Raw genomic sequence first — 16954 nt, forward strand, 5'->3', positions numbered from 1 at the left:
ATAGATTCCATTCCTGTGCGAAAAGTAAACTTATTGTTGATCAAACACGAGGTGATGCATTGATATGTTAACACTGAAATCTTTACTAGACGTGATGGGTGAACTATTTTCCGACGAAATCTCCATCGCTGTCACAGATAAAACGGAATATATCTATTATCGAAAAAGTAAACGAATTGATTTGAAAATCAATCCAGGAGATCCAATTAAAGAAGGAACAATTGCATATAAAGCAATCAACACACAACAAAAAACCTCTGAATTTATTGACCGGACGATATTTGGTGTACCTTATCACGGAATGGCTGTCCCTTATTATGAAGATGAAGAAGTCGCCGGATGTGTGATGGCGATTCATCCTGCATTTACGGAAGGAAAATCGGTTGTTACAGTGAAGACGGAAGATGGCTGGAGGCCGATTCCTTTTGATGACGTGAAGTATTTGGAAGCGAAAGATAGGAAAACCCACGTAATCTCAGACAAGCAAAACGGTACACATAAAAATACCCTTCAAGAATTTGAGTACCTTCTTCCAAGGGATACGTTTGTGCGGTGCCACCGATCTTATATTGTAAATGTGCACCATATAGAAGAAATCTTCCCTGATACACATTCTACTTTATTATTGTCTATGACAGGTGGAGATAAAATTCCTGTAAGTCAATCCTATTCAAGTTATTTTAGAAAGTTGTTAGGGTTTTAATGTAAAAAAATTCATGTTTTGTTCACAAATCAGCTTGTTTCGAGCAAATAAAACTTGAATCTATCGTAAAAATCTAAATTCTCCCTTAATACACGGTAAAATTATTATAAAGAACGCTTGAGAAGGGAGAATTTTTCATGACGGAAAAATTAAAGCGCATACATTTATCGGAACTCCATGATCGTGTAACATCGGCGGAAGAAGCGGCATCATGGATTGAAGATGGAATGTCACTAGGCTTAAGTGGTTTTACGCGGGCAGGCGATGCGAAAGCAGTACCAACAGCTTTAGTGAATAGGGCGAAAAATGGTGAAGAATTTAAAGTGAATGTATATACAGGTGCTTCCCTTGGTGCTGACATTGATAAAATCCTTGCTGAATCAGGAATTGTAGATAAAAGACTGCCATTCCAGGCAGACCCGGTCATGCGGAAAGCGATTAATACAGGGGAGCATTTGTTTATTGACCAGCACCTTTCCCATACAGCTGAACTTCTGCGTGCAGGTGTATTAGAAATTGATTACGCTATCATTGAAGGGGTTAAAATTACAGAAGAAGGACTTTTGATTCCGAGCACTTCCATCGGAAATAACTTGGCATTTGTTGAAGCGGCGGAAAACATAATCATTGAAATTAATATGGCACAGCCAGAGCAATTGGAAGGTATCCATGATTTATACAGTCCAAAACCACAAGGGGAACGGGAGCCAATTCCATTGACTAGTGTGGAGGATCGCATTGGTGAAATTGGTATTCCACTAGATTTAGATAAAGTAAAAGGAATTGTGTTTACGAACCAGTTAGACTCTCCTTCTACAATTTTATCTCCAGATGAGGAAACACAGCAAATCGCCGATCATCTACTCGACTTTTTACGTGAAGAGATCCAGGCTGGCCGTTTAACAGAAAGCTTAAGACCAATTCAAGTCGGAATTGGAACGGTAGCTAACGCTGTCCTTCACGGAATGATTGACTCCGAATTTGAAGATCTCGTTGTTTATTCGGAGGTATTGCAAGATGCGGTGTTTGACCTGATGGACGCAGGAAAGGTTAGCTTTGCATCTGCTTGCTCGATGACTTTATCTGAAGAAAAGATGAAAGAAGTCTTCGGTAACTTTGAGAAGTATCATGATAAGCTTGTGATTCGTCCACTGGAAATTTCAAACCAGCCGGAACTCATCCGCCGTCTCGGTACGCTTTCCATTAACACCGCTTTAGAGACGGATATTTATGGAAACGTTAACTCAACACATGTTACTGGAACGAAGATGATGAATGGTATTGGAGGATCGGGGGACTTTGCGCGTAATGCAAGACTTGCGATTTTCGTTACAAAATCTGTTGCGAAAGGCGGAGACATCTCCAGTATTGTTCCATTTGTCTCTCATGTAGACCACACAGAGCATGATGTAGATGTCTTGGTGACGGAACAAGGATTCGTTGATCTTCGAGGGCTTGCACCAAGAGAGCGAGTACCACTCATTATTGAAAACTGTGCTCACCCGGATTACCGGGAACAGCTTTGGGCCTATTACCAGGAAGCATTAGAGCGTGGTGGACAAACTCCCCATGTTCTTGAAAAAGCCTTCTCTTGGCATGATAACTTCATGAAGACAGGAACAATGAAACAAAAAGTGAAGCTAGAGGTAGAAAGCTAAAATCAAACTAGGGGTTCATATATAGAAAGACATATATGCTTCGGGCAGGAAGCGTATATGTCTTTTTCGTTGTGTTGGGACTTTCAGTGTTGATTACTGCTCTAATTTTTCCGAGTGCAGAGCTGCCTTCCTTATTCGGTCGTTCATCGCTGTCTTCATTGCCTGAATGTAGAGTCGCCTTCCGTATTCGGTCGCTCATCGCCGCTCTCATTGCCCGAATGCAGAGTCGCCTTCCGTATTCGGTCGCTCATCGCCGCTCTCATTGCCCGAATGCAGAGTCGCTTTCTGTATTCGGTCGCTCATCGCCGTACTCATTGCCCGAATGCAGAGTCGCTTTCTGTATTCGGTCGCTCATCGCCGTACTCATTGCCCGAATGCAGAGTCGCTTTCTGTATTCGGTCGCTCATCGCCGCTCTCATTGCCCGAATGCAGAGTCGCCTTCCGTATTCGGTCGCTCATCGCCGTACTCATTGCCCGAATGCAGAGTCGCTTTCTGTATTCGGTCGCTCATCGCCGTTCTCACCGCCCGAATGCTGAGTCTACTTCTGTATTCGGTCGTTCATCGCCGTTCTCACCGCCCGAGCACAGAGTCGCCTTCTGTACTCGGTCGCTCATCCCCGTTCTCACCGTTCTAATCGCCCAAACGGAGAATCAAATTTGCAATTCAAGAGTTAAAAAAGCGCTCAGGCTTGAAAAGACAGTCAGTTAAAGCCGCCTCAACCCTGCGCACAAAAAAAGAGGAAGCAAATGCTCCTCATTGTTTAATAAGCTGCAGGAAATGGGTCAATATTTTGGCTGTTAATCCCCAGATGACTTTCCCATCGTATTGATAGAACAATTCATCGATATGTCCTGCGTTCCATTTATAATTTTCTCCCCCCCACTATCCGGTCGAAAGGGAAGTCTTCTTCTGGCTGCACTTGGAAGTGTACTTTATAAATCTCTGGCTCGGTTTCTAGGAGGTAGTTAAGTGGTACGGTGAATACTTCCGCCACCTCTGCCTCGTTTGGAACTATTTTTTCGGGGTGTAGCAAGGTTCCAGCAAAGGGATAAATAATTCTGCGATTGTCGTTCACAATATAATCTAGTGGGACGATATTTTCAATTGCGTTTTCATTTACTCTCAACTCTTCGGTTGTTTCACGGATTGCTGTATGTTTTGGGCTAGGATCCTCTGGGTCGATTCTTCCTCCTGGGAAGCAGATATCACCAGGTTGACTCCTCATGCTCATGGATCTCACTTCAAATAAAATATGAGTTTCATCTTGGATGGATATAAGTGGAAGAAGTACGGCAGATTGTTTATAAGAGAGCTGACCCATAATCGAGGGGGTTCTATTTTCCAATTTTGCAAGGATATTGGATGCGTTCAAGCTGTCACCTCCAAAACTTTCTATCTACTTACTATTATACATGATTTGAATTATTTATCCTTTCTTCGATTCACGCTTCATTTCCAAGCTTAGTTTTATTATGGTAAAATTAAAAAAACAACCAAGAAATAGAGGGATGTTATGAAAAAGCGATATGAAGGTAAAACGAAGGACGTTTATGAACTGGAAGATGGCAACTTTTTATTGAAATTTAAAGATGATGTGACCGGTGAAGATGGTGTATTTGATCCTGGCGCGAATACGGTCGGACTGACTATCGAAGGTGCGGGTCGCGCGGGGCTAAAAGTGACGACGCTATTTTTTGAAAAGTTGAAGGAGAGAAATATTCCGACGCATTATATCGCAAGTGACTTGGAGAACACGACAATGACCGTTGTTCCAGCGACGGTTTTTGGGGAAGGGCTTGAGGTTATTTGTCGCTACCGTGCAGTTGGTAGTTTCCTCCGTCGTTATGGTAAATACGCCGAAGAAGGACAAGCTCTCGATTCATTTGTGGAAGTTACATTAAAAGATGATGAGCGCGGAGATCCGCCAATCAGCAAGGATGCTTTAGAAATGCTTGGGATTCTCACAAGTGAGGAATATGAGACGTTGAAAAAACTGACGATTGATATTTCAGAGGTTGTCAAAGAAGAGCTTGCAAAGAAAGACATCGAACTCTATGATATTAAGCTTGAATTTGGTCGGGATAAAGCAGGGGACATCCTGCTCATCGATGAGATTTCTGGTGGAAATATGCGCGCTTATCGAAAAGGCGAGTATATTGAGCCGCTTGAACTTGAAAAAATACTTACAGCTGAATGAGGCGAGTATACCTCTTAGGCTGATTTAGCATGCTGAATAATGGAAATCACAAATACTCAGTACAAAAATGAGATAAAAAAGTAAGCCTGGCAGCATATATATGTTACCAGGCTTTTTTTATTTAATGTTTTTCAAGTTTAACGTTTGGTTCTTCTTTAATCTCTCCAACCACAAGATCGTCGGTGATATGAACTTGGCGAGTTTTTCCATGTTTGCTGACAAACTTAAAAATGCCGTTATTAAAGTCTGTGCCAATCTCTTTATAGAAGATTCCTTCATAGAGATTATCTCTTGCTCTTGTAAAGGTGATACGGTAGGTATCTTCATCTTTCCTCAAAAATGCACGTACCCCTTTTTCAAAGTCCATATCTAAACTATCACTTTTTAACGTGCGGTCGACTGATACAATGTGGATATCGACAAAGGTTATTTCTTTAAGTATTGAATTTACTAAAGAGCCTTTCGTAATTTCTTCCCAGCGGCTTTGTGGTGTTTGGCCAATAATAATCTGGGTAATGTTACGAGTGTGGGCAACCTCTGCGATTGCTTTTGAGACTGGACGTCTTTCATTATCACGAAGGATGAATTCATCGACATTCAATTCATCGCAAAGCTCTCTCCAACGATCCACATAATTCGATCTCTCTGCATCGAAGTCATCATATGGGAGAGGATCTACAGTCATAACATACAGAGGACAATTCATGATTTGAGATAGCTTATGTCCTCTTTTGATTAAACGCTCACCATTCGGGCCATAGTATACACAGACTAATATTCTTTCATCCATACGACCTTTAACGTTTTTCATGGCGGAAAAATTCACCTCTTGTTTACTCTGCAATTTTATATTCTATATGTTGAAACTGTATCATTTTAACATGTATTCACTAGAAGGTGAAGCCCTTATTGGGAAAAACTGTATTATCTTAGTGAAGACTGTGTGAATACAGAAAAGTTGACGGATATTTTATGTTATAAGTATGTGGAAAAAGGGAATTTGGTATTAGGTCTTAAAATCATCGGGGCTTCTTAGATGCATGCCGAAATATTTTAATGTATACTAAATTAATGTAAAATCAATCCCACTTGTACATACTACTCTTAATGAAAATTTTATTATATATGTCGTTTTATATAATAAACCGTACAATTCCTACGTAATACGAAATATTTTGTTGCCTCTTATTATCATACGCGCAACTTCTTAAGTCAAGAAATGTTAATAAAATATGAAACAGTGCTTTTATTATATGAAAAGTCTATTTATTCTGCCTGTATGTTTGCTTAGTTGCAGGTGATTTTAATTGGAGGTCTGATTTTGGGAACATTGAATTTTATTGTACTCATACCTTTTTTAACCGCATTGCTCATTCCGCTATTTTATAAAAAAGGTTCACGGCTGCATATCGGTTTATTGCCAATACTCGTTGCCGTATCATTATTTATCTATCTGCTGACATATATACCTGATATCGCAAACGGTAAGACCTTTCTCCATACCATATCCTGGATCCCTTCCTATGGAATAAATTTTACCACCTATTTAGACGGACTTAGTCTAATATTTGCATTACTGATTACAGGTATCGGAACGCTTGTCATACTTTATTCCATTTATTATTTGTCTGAAAATGAACAATTAGGTCATTTTTATACGTATTTGATGATGTTTATGGGGGCAATGCTAGGGGTTGTTCTGTCTGACAATCTGATGGTTCTTTATGTGTTTTGGGAACTGACTAGTATTTCTTCCTTCCTGTTGATCGCTTTCTGGTATCAGCGGAAACGTTCAAGGGAAGGTGCACAAAAGTCCATGCTTATTACGATGAGCGGCGGCTTTGGTATGCTCGTTGGGTTCCTTATGTTGTATGCGATCACCGGAACGATGAATGTCCGTGAAATAATTGAAATTATACCAGACCTTACAGGGCATGTGTTATTTGTACCTGCGATGTTGCTTCTTTTATTTGGAGCATTCACAAAATCAGCTCAATTCCCATTCCATATCTGGTTACCTGATGCAATGGAAGCTCCGACACCAGTCAGTGCTTATTTGCATTCGGCGACGATGGTTAAGGCGGGAATCTATTTGGTTGCCCGTTTTACACCGGTATTTGGTGGAGAAGGAGTTTGGTTCTGGATTGTTACGGGGGTAGGTATTTTTACACTATTCTGGGGTTCGTTCCAAGCGGTTCGACAAACTGATCTGAAGGCATTGCTTGCTTACTCGACTGTAAGTCAACTTGGAATGATTATGAGTATGTTCGGAATGGGTTCAGTTGCTCTGAATTTCGGATACTCAACGGAATCGGTCTTTTACACGCAAGCAACGTTTGCAGCTTTATTCCATCTCATTAACCATTCGACCTTTAAAGGTGCACTTTTCATGGCGGTAGGTATTGTTGACCACGAGGTCGGTACACGTGATATAAGAAGGCTCGGTGGTTTGGCGACGTTTATGCCAATCACATTTACGATTTCTCTGATTGGGAGTTTCTCGATGGCCGGATTACCGCCATTCAATGGTTTTTTAAGTAAGGAAATGTTTTTCCAAGCTGCTATTGATATTACAACGCTTGGCGTCTTTCATGTGGATACATTAGGTAACTTGATACCAATCGTTGCATGGATAGCAAGTATATTTACATTCGTATACAGCATGATTATTGTATTTCAAACCTTTCTTGGACCATATAAAGAAGAAAGATTGGAACGTTCGGCAAATGAAAGTCCCATTGGTATGCTGATATCACCCTTGATTTTAGCGGGACTCGTTTTGATTATTTTCTTCTTTCCAAACGTACTTGGTAACTACATCATTCGTCCGGCAATGGCGAGTGTCTTTCCAAGTCTTGCAACCCAAGTTGATTTAGGTGTTGAGATTCTACGCTGGCATGGGTTTAACAGTTTAGCATTATGGATGACAATCGGAGTCGTTCTGATTGGTATTATTCTTTATAAGTTCCCCAAAATATGGCGCTGGATTTATGTGTTATTTCCAGGCGAGTGGTCCTTCAATTCCTTGTATAATTTTGCTATTGAACAAGGTGAAAAGTCGTCAAGGCGATTCACGAATAGTTATATGACAGGCGATTTGCGGAACTATCTGATGTATATCTTTTCATTTTTTATTCTTCTGATTGCAGGGGCATTCGTTTTGACAGGTTCATATAACTTTACGATTTCTGATAACGCAATGATTTCTACTTTTGAATGGATCATTGTAATGTCATTAATGATTGCCGCAATATCGATATTATTCGCAAAATCACGTCTGACTGCCATCCTGTTGAATAGTGTGCTCGGTTACGGGGTTGCGCTTTTATTTGTTATTTTCCGCGCGCCTGATCTTGCTCTCACACAAACGGTTGTTGAGACGGTAACAACGGTTCTTTTCCTAGTCGCTTATTACTTCTTACCGGAGTGGCAAAAGGAACAGGGGACGAGGAAAGCGAATTTGACGAAACTCGTCGTTTCAATAGCTGTAGGGGCAACCTTTACTGTCGTGGCTTTGGCTGCTCAAAATAATCGTTTGTTTGAACGGATTTCGACATACTTCGAAGATTCTTATGAATTAGCGGGTGGAAGAAATATCGTTAATACCATCCTAAGTGACTTCCGTGGTTTTGATACGATGCTTGAAGTTGTCGTATTGCTGATTGCTGGGCTTGGAGTTTATTCCATCATCAAACTGAAGGCTGGAAAGCGGGGGAAAAAGATTGAAAATCAATAATGTTATATTACGAACGGTTACAAAATTAGTGGTTTTTATTATCCTTACCCTCGCTGTATATCTGTTCTTTGCTGGACACAACAGTCCGGGTGGAGGGTTTATCGCTGGTCTTGTCCTCGCATCTGCATTTGTACTTCTGTTCATTGTGTATGATATGGAGACGATTAAAAACGCGATACCACTTGATTTTAAAAAAATAGCTGCACTGGGTGCCTTTTTAGCTGTAGGGACAGGGTTTGGTGCGTTCTTGTTTGATGTACCTTTCCTTACTCAAGCATTTGATTATTTCCAAGTGCCTTTTTTTGGAGAGATTGAACTGACGACTGTGACAATTTTTGAAGCGGGAGTCACGCTCGCGGTGGTCGGTGTAGTTGTTACGATTATCTTAAGTATTAGTGAGGATGTGTAAGTCAATGGAAACGTTAATAACCATCCTATCCGGTGTATTAGTCACTGTTGGAACATATTTATTATTATCAAAAAGTATACTCCGTGTAGTCTTAGGGACGGCTATTTTCTCCCATGCGGCACATTTATTGATCATTACCATGGGTGGGTTGAAAACAGGGAACGTTCCGATACTGGGGGATGAGGATGTCAGTGCATTTGTAGATCCGCTGCCACAGGCTTTGATCTTAACGTCGATTGTTATCAGCTTCGCGGTTACTGCAGTGATACTCACGATTTCATACCGTGCATACCAGACACTCGGTACGGATAACTTGGAAGAATTGCGAGGTAGTAAATATGACTAATTTGATTGTACTGCCAATGGCGCTTCCAATTATTATTGGTATTATTTTGATTTTCTTAAGACCCTATATAAAAACACAGCGAGCCATCACGGTTATCGGTTTACTGACGACAATAGGAATCTCTGGGTATATATTGCAATCCGTATATACGGATGGGATCATGCGTCTTGACTTTGGTGGTTGGCAACCGCCATTTGGAATTCTGTTTGTAGCTGATTCCTTTTCTGCGATACTCGTGCTTGTTGCTACTATTGTTACACTCATTTGTACAATCTACGCGTTTTCCTCTATTGGCAGGGAAATGGAGAATATGTATTTCTACTCCTTTGTTAATTTCCTTCTTGCAGGAGTTAACGGTTCCTTTTTAACAGGTGACATTTTTAACCTTTATGTCAATTTTGAAATTATGTTGCTTGCATCCTATGTATTGATTGTCCTTGGCGGTAAGAAGATGCAGCTGCGCGAATCGATCAAATATGTCGTCATCAATATCATTTCCTCTTGGTTCTTCCTTGTTGGGATCGCCTATTTATATGCCCAGCTCGGAACGTTGAACATGGCGCATATTTCTCAGTTAATTAGTGAATCAGGCCAAACACCATTACTTACGATTACGAGTTTGGTATTCCTCGTTGTATTTGCCCTTAAATCCGGTTTGCTTCTATACTTTTGGCTTCCTGGATCATATAGTGCACCACCAACAGCGGTTGCGGCATTGTTTGGAGGATTGTTGACAAAGGTCGGTATTTACTCGATGATTCGTGTATTCACTCTGATTTTTTATCATGAAACTCAGATTACCCACTTGGCAATTGGAATTCTCGCAGGTGCAACGTTAATTGCAGGGAGTATTGGTGCGGTTGCTTATAAGGATATTCGCCAAATTGTCGCTTACAATGTCATTATCGCCGTTGGGTTTATCCTAGTCGGACTGGCAGTCATGACACAGGAAGCTTTTGAAGGCTCCATTTACTATCTCATGCATGATATGATTGCAAAATCACTGCTCTTTTTACTGGCGGGTACGATGATAACTGTTACCGGTGAGAAACGGTTCGATAATATGAGTGGACTGATCCGAAATTACCCTGCGTTCGGTTGGATGTTCTTTATCGTTATGCTGTCACTTGCAGGAGTTCCGCCGCTTAGTGGATTTATTGGAAAAGTCCTTGTTGGTCAAGGAGCAATTGAAGCGGGTTCCTTTATTTTATTGGCCCTAGCTTTTATTTCTAGTATTTTTGTATTATATTCTCTCCTGCGTATCTTCTTGAATAGCTTTTGGGGAGAAACAATCATTAGTTTTGAAGATGAAATTCCATTGCGAAAAGGTTGGATGGTATCATTTGGCCTACTCACCATATTGATGTTTGTTCTTGGGCTTGGGGCGGAATATTTTGCGCCATATGTGGCGGACGCAGCAAATACCTTAATGAATCCCCAGGTTTATATTGATGCTGTACTGAATGATTAGAAGAATGAGCTATTAGTAGCTAAAAGAGGAGCTGACAACAATGCCAGCACAATTTTTTCTTAATGTATTTATTGCTATACTCTGGACGCTGATTAGTGATGAAAATGAGCTGCAATTTACCACATTCGTTGCCGGCTATATTGTCGGGATCGGAATTGTGTTTTTGATGCACCGTTTATTTGGAGAAAAATTCTATCTCGCCCGGCCTTGGGCCCTGTTTAAGTTAATCCTTATCTTTCTGCGGGAGACTTTTTCGTCCAGTATATGGGTGTTGAAACATATTTTAAGTCCAAAGGTAAACTATAAACCGGGAATCTTTAAATATGAGACACAAATGCGTGGAGAATGGGAAATTACAGCAATATCTTTACTCCTGACGTTGACTCCAGGATCTGTTGTAATGGAAGTTACACCAGAAGAGGATTATTTATATATCCACGGTATGGACCTGGAAGAATCAAAAGAAATGCTGATCAAGTCTCTGCACACTTTTGAAAAAGCTATTATGGAGGTGACGCGCTGATGATCCAAACTTTGCTCATTACATCGTTGATTTTATTCGGGATAGCTATTGCTATTACTTTAATACGAGTTATTATCGGGCCAAGTCTACCTGATCGCGTCCTCTCCCTGGATATGATAGGGGTACAGATTGTTTCGGCATTAGCGATCATATCCATATTACTTAAGACCAAAGCTTTTCTTGAGGTTATTCTCGTGCTGGCAATCCTTGCGTTTATTAGCACCATTTCCTTCACGAAGTATATAGAGAGGGGTGTTATTATTGAACGTAAGCGTGATAATTGAGTACATTGGCGTGTTTTTGATTTTTATTGGTTCGTTGTTTGCGCTCGTTAGCGCCGTTGGACTTATCCGTTTCCCAGATGTATACACCCGTTCTCATGCCGCAACGAAAAGCTCTACGCTAGGCGTGCTTATGACGTTGACTGGAGCATTGATTTATATCGTAGTAAGCCAAGGGTATTTTAGTGTCCGTCTGGTGTTGGGTATTATCTTTGTTTTCTTGACTGCACCAGTTTCTGGGCATCTGGTAACAAGGGCTGCTTATCGGGCTAAAGTGAAGTTGGCGGATATTACGATTGAGGATGCTTTGGAGGATGTTATCCACGGGAAGAAGGAAGAATTGAAAGAGGATAATACGAATTAATCAAGTAGCTGTGAGGTTGCTTGATTTTTTTGGTTTTATAGTTGGAAAGGAAAAAGGACATAACCTTTTAGTTATAGCTAAAACACGAACAGCTTAATGGTAGTGCCTCTGACAAGCTCCGGAAATATACTGCGCATTCCGCGCGGGCGGCTGGTGAGCCTCAACGCATAGGACGTGCTAATGCAGACGTTGCCACAGGACGTGGCGCACTTAGTCTGCCTCAGACGCAAGCGTCTTGCGGGGTCTCACCGATGCCTTTCATCCCGCAGGAGTCTACGTATATTTCCGGAGCTAGTAAAGTGGCTGTTCGGATTTATCCGTTAAAAGTATTATTATGTCCCACCTTCTCCTTCATTCAAGCTATTAATCAAACAACTCTGCTACAATCTCATACGAACGTAAGCGGTCGTTGAGGTCATAGATTTGTGAGCCGATGATGATTTCATCTGCATTTGTTTCTTCTTGGAAGGCGCGGAGTCGTTTTCTGACTGTATCTTTATCTCCAACGATGGTTGTTCGTGGATCTAAGGATTGCAGTACTGCCGCTTTTTCCATTGGTGTCCATACTTCTTCCATATTATCAATCGGTGCTTGGAGCTTCCTTGCTTCACCACGTCGCAAATCAAGGAACTGCATATATTGGGAACTCGCAAGCCGTTCTGCTTCTTCCGCAGTATCTGCTGCGATCACATTTACACCCACCATCGCATACGGTTTGGCTAGTGTATCAGAAGGCTTGAAGTTATCTCGATACAATTTCAACGCTGGAACGGTATAACGAGGTGCAAAGTGACTTGCAAAGGAGAAATACAAACCTTTTTCGGCAGCAAGTCTTGCGCTGAAGTCACTGGACCCAAGCAGCCAGATTGGAATATCAAGCCCTCTGCCTGGCACAGCCTGGACTCGGGAAATGGGCTTATCAGAAAAATAATCTTGTAATTCATTCACTTGCATTGGAAACTCTTCCGGTCCGGAATTTAAAGTCCTTCTAAGGGCATAGGCTGTCGCTTGGTCTGTCCCAGGTGCTCGGCCTAATCCGAGGTCGATGCGTCCAGGGAAAAGTGATTCCAACGTTCCGAATTGTTCAGCGATCACGATCGTAGCGTGGTTAGGCAGCATAATTCCTCCTGAACCAACTCGCATATAATTGGTGTTACCCGCGATATGTGCAATCAGTACCGATGTTGCCGAGCTTCCGATACCTGGCATATTATGATGCTCTGCAAGCCAATAACGATTAAAGCCCAATTTTTCCACATGCTGGGCAAGGGACACACTTTCCTTGAAAGCCTCTTCGGCATTGGAACCTTCCCGGATTGGCGCGAGATCTAATACGGATAAGGGAATTCCATTAAAATTATTTGCACGTTCATGTAGCAAACAACTCACTCCTTCTTTATTTCTTTACTATACAGGATAAAGGTTTGTCTCTATTTTCGTCCACTATTCGAACTTACAAAGGCGATTTGCTACAGAGCAGAGATTCAAGTAAGATAAAGAAGGAAAGTTATAAGAAATGGGGAACTAATATGTCTAAAACATCCATTTATGGATTAACGTTTAAAGAATTGGAAGAATGGCTTATAGATAATGGTGAAAAACGCTTTCGTGCCAATCAAGTTTGGGATTGGGTTTATAAAAAGCGGATTCAGCATTTTACGGAGATGTCGAATGTTAATCAGTCAACCATTCAATTGCTCGAAGAAAATTTTGTCATCCACACCCTGGAAGAGGAAATCAAACAGGAATCGAAGGATGGGACAGTTAAATATTTATTCAAACTTGCAGATGGAAACGTCATTGAAACCGTATTGATGCGTTTTGATTATGGACTTTCTGTCTGTGTGACGACCCAGGTCGGCTGTAACATCGGCTGTTCTTTCTGTGCAAGCGGCCTTCTGTCAAAAAACAGAGATCTTTCAAGCGCAGAAATTGTGGAACAAATTATGCAAGTCCAAAAGAACTTGGACAGTAAAGGGAAAAATGAACGGGTTAGTCATATTGTCGTGATGGGTATTGGTGAACCATTTGATAATTTTAACAACCTGATGGATTTCTTATATATCGTCAATGATGAGAAAGGCTTGAATATTGGTGCACGTCATATTACGGTATCAACGAGTGGCCTCGCTCATAAAATTTATGAATTTGCAGATACTGGGATTCAAGTGAACTTGGCAATTTCCCTGCATGCGCCTAACAACGAACTGCGTACACAGATTATGAAGATCAATAAAGCGTTCCCAATTGAAAAGCTGATGAAGGCTGTCGACTACTATTTAGAGAAAACGAACCGTCGCATCACTTATGAGTATATCATGCTGCAAGGTGTAAACGACCATAAGAAGGAAGCGAAAGAACTTGTAAAATTACTTTATAATCACCGTCATTTGGCTTATGTGAATTTAATCCCTTATAACAAGGTGGATGAGCATATTCAGTATGAACGAAGTGAAGTAGATACGATTCATGAATTCCATCAAACTTTAAAGGCGGGCGGAATTAATAGTGGTGTCCGTTGGGAAAATGGCGCAGATATCGATGCTGCATGCGGACAGTTAAGAAGTAAACAAATTGCAAAGAAGAAAAGAACACGGGCGGTTTGAGGTCCTTATAAGAAAGGATTTTGCAGATGAGTAAATACCTGACACAGTATGAAGCCAGAAGAACTACACCTGAGAATATCGTACAACATGTCGAGTCAGGTTGGATATGTGGTTCTGATATTGGACTTTCGCTCCCTCCAGCAATTATCACTGCATTTGATAAGCATGTAAAGGAAAAAAAGCTGACAGATATTAAATATCATACATTATTAGAATGGATGCCAATTGGGGCATATAATGAAGAATATCCTGAAATTACAGGTGTTTCCTGGTTTTCCGGTGGATTTGCACGGGAAGCTGTAAATAGAGGAGCTGCCGAGGTGATGCCGGCATATTTCAGGGATATGCCATCGTTGATTGGATCGTATGACCGGTTGGATGCTATCTTCCTTTGCGTGTCTCCAATGGATGAGAATGGGAATTTCAGTACGGGGGTTTCTGCTTCCTTAAGTGAGGCACTCATTAAAAAGGCAAAACGAATTTATTTGGAAGTGAATAAAAATATGCCGCGGTCTGTAACTGGACCTGTCGTCCATATTTCACAAGTGGATGCATTATGTGAAAATCATGTGGAACTACCTGACTATCCACGACCTGAGTTGGAGGATATCAGTAAAAAAATCGCAGCCTATATAGCGGAGGAAATACCGGATGAATCCACCATTCAATTTGGTATCGGTGCCATTCCTGATGCAGTAGGTGCAGCATTGCAGGAAAAGCGGAACATAGGGATCCATACAGAAATGTTTACGGAAAGCATGATAGATCTGATTGAAGCCGGTGCGGTTACAAATGCAATGAAACCTTTACACCAAGGCAAAACAGTTGCCTCATTTGCTTTTGGGTCGAAACGGGTTTATGACTATATTCACGAGAATGAATCTGTAAAGATGTTACCGATTGATCAGGTAAATGATCCAAGCATCATTAGGCAACTGCCGAATTTCATGTCGATCAACTCTGCTGTGGAAGTGGACTTTTTTGGACAAGTTTGCGCGGAATCTCTCGGTGCGATGCACTTCTCCGGAACAGGAGGTCAAGTGGACTTTGTGCGGGGGGCCGTACTTTCTCCTGGTGGAAAGAGTTTTCTTGCCTTCCCGTCTACCGCAAAGGGCGGAACGGTAAGCAGAATCAAATCGATTCTTTCTCCGGGAGCAATTGTGACGACGAGTAAAAATGATGTCAATTATATTGTCACCGAGTACGGTATCGCAAATTTAAGGGGTAAAACCGTGAGGGAACGAACAGAAGCTTTAATTAATATTGCACATCCTAAGTTCCGTGAAGAACTGACCTTCGAAGCGAAGAAAAGAAACATACTCAACTAAAAAACAGCTGATCACTAGCTGTTTTTTAGTTGTATGATTCCTTATTCGCAAATTTTACTGAAAGTGGTTTGTTGAACATGCCGTTTTTTGAAATTACCTGGTTTTTTCCAAAGGACTTTGCTTTATTCAACAAGTCGTCGGCGTGGATATAACCTTGCTTTATATCTGTATCTCCCTCTGCAATAAAGTAATACATTCCAAAAGAAGCGGTACAGCTCACCGAGATTTCCTTGGAACGGTACTCCGATTTCACCTTCAGTTTTTGGATTTCCTCCTGAATGTTATCTACTAAAGCTTTACAGGCATTATAGTTTCGCTTCCTTAATATTATCGTAAATTCTTCTCCACCACTTCGAAACAGATAGTCCTCTTTGCTTAAAAAACTCTTTAACCGTGTAGCAAAGTGATGGATGACATGGTCTCCCACGGTATGATTATATGTATCGTTAATCCTTTTAAAATCATCGATATCACACACAACAATTCCTAGTTGCTCACCGGATTGATTAAGCTCCCTCATTACCTTGTTCATATATGTCCGATTATGGACTTTGGTCAGAAAATCGGTATAAGCCATTTGTTCAAAACGGTCACGTTCAATTTTGTGTTGAATACTTTGTGATTTTAATACAGCTGAACGGCTGAAAATATAATTTAAAACAAATAGTGCAAACATCAGTCCCCAACGGCCTTCCATAATAAAAATGAATAATAGTCCGTTTGAAATTGCCTTTTGCAGCGATTCCGACTTGCTTCTAGCTTGGATGAAATTTATCCGATCCTGCCACGTTTTTATATCGCCGACGATATGAAAGACACCGAGAAGAAGTATAGATGAAAGCGTATCGATCAGAAATACAATCAGAATGATCAGAATCCAAAATCCGAACAAGGGAATAGCTTCGAAATATGGAAGCAACCAATAGTAGAGATAAAAACCAAGTGAATGAAGAAGCGTAGGTGCCCCCACGTTATAAAAGGTATGCAAAAATTCATCTTTATCTGCTGTATCTGTTTTTTCCCGATACAGAAACACATAAAAACGGTTGATCAATTCAAAGAGAAAGAGCCCGAAAGGACCAGCAACAAGGCCGAATGACAAGCCGTAAGAAATACTGTAGTCTATATTGACCCTTCCTGTTTTGACTATGGTTTGTAAATGTGAATATAACGTGGTAAATAGCAAGTAAATGATAAGCAGTTGTGCGTAGAGTGTGATATCGATTTCAATTGGGCCGGAGAGCAATGCCACCCCAAGCGCCATGAAGAAAATAAATAGAATATAAGCGTTCAAACGTCTTTTCATGAAAGAGACCCCCAATTCCCCGTAT

Annotated in this window: 16 protein-coding genes and 1 pseudogene; 12 read left to right on the forward strand and 5 right to left on the reverse strand. The window is 41.0% G+C overall.

Annotated features, from left to right (window positions below):
• Nucleotides 1–64 precede the first annotated feature (64 nt).
• Nucleotides 65–703 carry a LytTR family DNA-binding domain-containing protein gene (locus ACFSBH_RS01105; protein ID WP_285853714.1) on the forward strand — a complete coding sequence of 213 codons (639 nt, stop codon included), beginning with the start codon at nt 65–67 and terminating at the stop codon, nt 701–703.
• Nucleotides 704–840: 137 nt separating this feature from the next.
• Nucleotides 841–2361 carry an acetyl-CoA hydrolase/transferase family protein gene (locus ACFSBH_RS01110; RefSeq protein WP_251514210.1) on the forward strand — a complete coding sequence of 507 codons (1521 nt, stop codon included), beginning with the start codon at nt 841–843 and terminating at the stop codon, nt 2359–2361.
• A gap of 7 nt (nt 2362–2368) precedes the next feature.
• On the opposite strand, the gene ACFSBH_RS01115 is transcribed toward ACFSBH_RS01110, so the two are convergent.
• Together ACFSBH_RS01115 and ACFSBH_RS01120 are read right to left on the reverse strand one after the other, a co-directional pair.
• Nucleotides 2369–2572 (reverse strand): hypothetical protein, encoded by a 204-nt coding sequence (locus tag ACFSBH_RS01115; RefSeq protein WP_379595631.1) that lies wholly within the window; start codon nt 2570–2572, stop codon nt 2369–2371.
• Nucleotides 2573–3115: 543 nt separating this feature from the next.
• Nucleotides 3116–3734: pseudogene (locus ACFSBH_RS01120) on the reverse strand (NUDIX hydrolase).
• Between the two features lie 141 nt (nt 3735–3875).
• Here ACFSBH_RS01120 and ACFSBH_RS01125 point away from each other — a divergent pair.
• Entirely contained in the window at nt 3876–4559 is a 684-nt protein-coding gene (locus ACFSBH_RS01125) for a phosphoribosylaminoimidazolesuccinocarboxamide synthase (RefSeq protein ID WP_379595633.1), read from the forward strand.
• A gap of 121 nt (nt 4560–4680) precedes the next feature.
• Here ACFSBH_RS01125 and ACFSBH_RS01130 read toward each other — a convergent pair whose 3' ends face one another.
• Entirely contained in the window at nt 4681–5370 is a 690-nt protein-coding gene (locus tag ACFSBH_RS01130; protein WP_251514207.1) for an adenine nucleotide alpha hydrolase family protein, read from the reverse strand.
• A 510-nt stretch (nt 5371–5880) separates the two neighbouring features.
• On the opposite strand from ACFSBH_RS01130, the gene ACFSBH_RS01135 reads away from it, so the two are divergent.
• The 7 genes from ACFSBH_RS01135 to ACFSBH_RS01165 are packed head-to-tail and all read left to right on the forward strand — an operon-like array spanning nt 5881 to nt 11689.
• Nucleotides 5881–8295, forward strand: a complete 2415-nt coding sequence (locus tag ACFSBH_RS01135; RefSeq protein WP_379595636.1) for a Na+/H+ antiporter subunit A — start codon at nt 5881–5883, stop codon at nt 8293–8295.
• Nucleotides 8282–8704 carry a Na(+)/H(+) antiporter subunit B gene (locus ACFSBH_RS01140; protein ID WP_251514205.1) on the forward strand — a complete coding sequence of 141 codons (423 nt, stop codon included), beginning with the start codon at nt 8282–8284 and terminating at the stop codon, nt 8702–8704. The genes ACFSBH_RS01135 and ACFSBH_RS01140 overlap by 14 nt, the downstream gene beginning before the upstream one ends.
• Before the next feature lie 4 nt (nt 8705–8708).
• Complete coding sequence (locus ACFSBH_RS01145) at nt 8709–9050, forward strand: Na(+)/H(+) antiporter subunit C (protein WP_251514204.1); 342 nt, start codon at nt 8709–8711, stop codon at nt 9048–9050.
• Nucleotides 9043–10521, forward strand: a complete 1479-nt coding sequence (locus ACFSBH_RS01150; RefSeq protein ID WP_379595638.1) for a Na+/H+ antiporter subunit D — start codon at nt 9043–9045, stop codon at nt 10519–10521. Before ACFSBH_RS01145 ends, ACFSBH_RS01150 begins: the two co-directional genes overlap by 8 nt.
• 40 nt (nt 10522–10561) lie before the next feature.
• On the forward strand, nt 10562–11044 hold the full coding sequence (locus tag ACFSBH_RS01155; protein ID WP_251514202.1) for a Na+/H+ antiporter subunit E: 483 nt from the start codon (nt 10562–10564) through the stop codon (nt 11042–11044).
• Nucleotides 11044–11328, forward strand: coding sequence for a Na(+)/H(+) antiporter subunit F1 (locus ACFSBH_RS01160; RefSeq protein WP_251514201.1), 285 nt, complete (start codon nt 11044–11046; stop codon nt 11326–11328). The genes ACFSBH_RS01155 and ACFSBH_RS01160 overlap by 1 nt, the downstream gene beginning before the upstream one ends.
• Nucleotides 11306–11689, forward strand: coding sequence for a Na+/H+ antiporter subunit G (locus ACFSBH_RS01165; RefSeq protein ID WP_379595640.1), 384 nt, complete (start codon nt 11306–11308; stop codon nt 11687–11689). Before ACFSBH_RS01160 ends, ACFSBH_RS01165 begins: the two co-directional genes overlap by 23 nt.
• Nucleotides 11690–12052: 363 nt before the next feature.
• On the opposite strand, the gene ACFSBH_RS01170 is transcribed toward ACFSBH_RS01165, so the two are convergent.
• Nucleotides 12053–13069 (reverse strand): LLM class flavin-dependent oxidoreductase, encoded by a 1017-nt coding sequence (locus ACFSBH_RS01170; RefSeq protein ID WP_251514199.1) that lies wholly within the window; start codon nt 13067–13069, stop codon nt 12053–12055.
• Between the two features lie 149 nt (nt 13070–13218).
• Between ACFSBH_RS01170 and rlmN the strand changes: the two genes are divergently transcribed.
• Nucleotides 13219–14295: a dual-specificity RNA methyltransferase RlmN gene (rlmN, locus tag ACFSBH_RS01175; RefSeq protein WP_251514198.1), complete on the forward strand. Its 1077-nt coding sequence runs from the start codon at nt 13219–13221 to the stop codon at nt 14293–14295.
• 26 nt (nt 14296–14321) lie between these two features.
• The gene (locus ACFSBH_RS01180; protein ID WP_251514196.1) at nt 14322–15623 is read left to right on the forward strand and encodes an acetyl-CoA hydrolase/transferase family protein; all 1302 of its coding nucleotides are present in this window, start codon (nt 14322–14324) and stop codon (nt 15621–15623) included.
• A 25-nt stretch (nt 15624–15648) separates the two neighbouring features.
• Here the strand turns inward: ACFSBH_RS01180 and ACFSBH_RS01185 are convergent, their stop codons facing one another.
• Nucleotides 15649–16929 (reverse strand): GGDEF domain-containing protein, encoded by a 1281-nt coding sequence (locus ACFSBH_RS01185; RefSeq protein ID WP_379595643.1) that lies wholly within the window; start codon nt 16927–16929, stop codon nt 15649–15651.
• Nucleotides 16930–16954 lie beyond the last annotated feature (25 nt).

Origin of the sequence: Oceanobacillus luteolus (assembly GCF_042678205.1) — a bacterium.
Classification (GTDB): Bacteria; Bacillota; Bacilli; order Bacillales; family Amphibacillaceae; genus Oceanobacillus; species Oceanobacillus luteolus.